The organism is Zooshikella ganghwensis DSM 15267 (genome assembly GCF_000428585.1).
GTDB lineage: Bacteria > Pseudomonadota > Gammaproteobacteria > Pseudomonadales > Zooshikellaceae > Zooshikella > Zooshikella ganghwensis.
On sequence record NZ_AUAF01000294.1, the window covers coordinates 1 to 2879 of the forward strand.

A 2879-nucleotide genomic window follows, 5' to 3' on the forward strand; every position below is an offset into this window, starting at 1 on the left:
CAAGGCGAAGAAAAGGAGCCCTGGCTGTAGTCCAGTCTTCTCAGAACCATCTTACCCAGCTAGTCAAGCATTAAAAACTCCGGAATCGAGTATAACAAAAAAACCCGCCGTTAAGCGGGTTTTTTATGCAACATCATCTCTGCGGTATATACAGCGCCTCAGGAATTACTTCTTTTTCCTAAGGGTAAGGCCTAGTAATCCTAGTCCTAAAAGCACTATAGGTGCAGGCGCTGGTACAGGTTTAGGTGGCTTGGGTGGTTTAGGAGGCTTTGGCGGTTTGGGCGTATTATAGGCAACAGCTGTTACCTTCAGAATCATGTCATCATAGTCACGATCAATACTGCCACCATCATCATTCAAACCTATGTAGTAGCTATTCTGCCCTGCATAGGCAACAAAGAAAGATGGTTTAAATGAACCTGCGCTGTTATTGGAACCATTTTTAACTGTTCCCTTCGGTGTTCTGAAATTGAAATTCAACCACCCAGCATCAGACAATACTTCAGTAATTTGCGTACCTTTTGCTGTAGACTTATTTACAAACTGCCCACCAATAGAGCCAAATAAATTACGCCACGAGGCTTCATAGCCTAGGTACGTGTAAGTCAGTTTCACTGCTGCAGTTGCTTTTAAATTAGCCCCTTGAATAACGGACATTCCAGGTCTGGTTTCACCAGTATTAGGATTATGACTACCTGGTAGACGCGTTGTCACCCCACCTTCAACAAAAAGTAAGCCTGCATGTGCACTTCCAATGCAGCATACGGCTAAAGCAACCGCACTCACGATTCTTTTCATGATTATTCCTTGTTTACTGCTTAAAACGACTTAATCTACTGTTTATTAGTTAACCAAATAACCAGCATATTTCTCATTGCGATTTCTGATAAGCAATCTAAATGCCACATTCAGGAACATTGGCTAAAAAAAGAGTTAACTAAAAGGAATAATCTTAGATATGCATACAAGCCATTGGTATTAAAGCAAAAATTTTTCTCTTATTAATTACCTTATTTAGATAATAGCCACCCAAACTGCCTAAGGGTTGAATAATTAGCTGTTAGATGTATTAAAACTGTAAAATCAGTACCCAAATAAAAACTAATATAAGTGGTTCATTTTTGCCATATTGGTCACAAAAAGCTTTCTTTATTAACGAAATACCATGTTTCTGAATATTTTTTAATCAATATGTAGTTTTTTTACTTGTAAAAAATATCAACATTTATCTTAAACAAGGGTTACACCCCTTAATCCTATGCAGGCATATTCTCTAATACTTAGAATAACGCTATAAGACACTTACATAAATAATCAATAATTTGTTAATAGTTCTCATTTAATGTAATTTGTCATGAGGGGTATATCAAAAACCCACATCTTAGTCATGGAAGAACAAGACATTTACTAGTCAATTACAAAGGAGGTAATAACTTACGGAGTCTTTTTTACCCAGCTATATTTTAAACGCAATTAGAAGCGTACCTTAGAAACTAACCTATTTTCATAACTAACAATAACTACATAAATTTAACCATATGAAAAAACTAATACACTTCCTGCTTATTATTACCGCAGCTACACTTCTGAACTCTGCTTTTGCAGCACAACCAACAATTAGCCGTATTGTTGTTTTTGGTGACAGTTTAAGTGATACCGGGAAAATGTATCAAAAATCCTTAAAATGGATACCTTCTAGCCCACCCTATTATGATGGTCGTTTTTCTGATGGACCAGTCTGGGTTGACTACCTGAAAAGTCAATTAATGCAAGATAATATCCCAATATCCATTATCAATGAGGCAGAAGGGGGAGCAACAGCAGCCACATATGACATTACAGATAGTCCTGTAACACTTTTCATAAATACACTCAGTAATGAGCTCTCACAATTTCTTAGCAAAGATTACTTTAGGGCTGGTGATTTGGTCATAGTTTGGGCAGGTGGTAATGACTACTTAAATCAGAAACAAGAAAGCGTCGATACAGTTTTATCCGCTATAGATAACTTACTCAATCACGCCATAAATAGTAATGTTAGCCAGGTCATAGCATTTAACCTACCTCGATTAGATACTACACCACATGCTCACAAAAAACTTCCTGGAAAGTTAAGTGAACTTGCCAAGATTACAAGAGAGCATAATACCCGCTTACTTCAACTCATAAAAAAATATGACAATGAAAAGGTTAAAGTATTTGATATTGAGTCATTATTAGATCATATGATGAGCAACCCTGAACAATATGCATTAACAAATACAACACAAGCCTGTTATACAAAAGGATATGTGTGGAGACCTTTTATTAAAGGTAAAAACACAATGTCTTATATTGACGATTATCATTCAGACTATTTATCCTTGAAACCAATGGATCAAATGTCAGCCGAAGAGCTAGCACTACTGTTTCAAAACCCAGCATTCACAAATAACCCGATGCTTCAGGATGCTTTACCACAGGTACAGACTAAAAAATCTGGCCCCCAGCGAATTGAGCCTGCAGGTGATGCACCAGAAAGTTGTGATGGCTATTTGTTTTGGGATAAAATTCATCCAACGACAGCAACACATAAAGAGCTAGCAAGTAAGTTTTACACTTATTTGTTTGAGCGCTCCATGCTGTAAAATTTATTAGGCAAAGCACTTTCTTTCAAAAGGTGCTGATATTAGTGCCCTCAAGTATTATCTTCCACTTGCAAACCTAGCTGTATGGGTTTGCTTCAAGATGACGCGCCAAATTAGTGAAAACTAATCTTATTATCTATACCTAAAGCGTTTGAGCTTTAGGTGCAAATATTCTCGAAACCACCACCGAGTAGTGACTTTAACGCATAGGCGTGCTGATCGATTTTGCTAAAAAAATCAATCGCTGCTTTT

The 2879-nt window shown here is 37.1% G+C and carries 2 protein-coding genes; one reads left to right on the forward strand and one right to left on the reverse strand.

Going from position 1 to position 2879, the window contains the following annotated elements; all coding sequences use genetic code 11:
- Window positions 1–165 precede the first annotated feature (165 nt).
- The gene (locus tag F607_RS0126050) at window positions 166–798 is read right to left on the reverse strand and encodes a PEP-CTERM sorting domain-containing protein (protein ID WP_027710348.1); all 633 of its coding nucleotides are present in this window, start codon (window positions 796–798) and stop codon (window positions 166–168) included.
- Window positions 799–1538: 740 nt separating this feature from the next.
- Between F607_RS0126050 and F607_RS32030 the strand changes: the two genes are divergently transcribed.
- Window positions 1539–2627 (forward strand): SGNH/GDSL hydrolase family protein, encoded by a 1089-nt coding sequence (locus F607_RS32030; protein WP_051311850.1) that lies wholly within the window; start codon window positions 1539–1541, stop codon window positions 2625–2627.
- Window positions 2628–2879 lie beyond the last annotated feature (252 nt).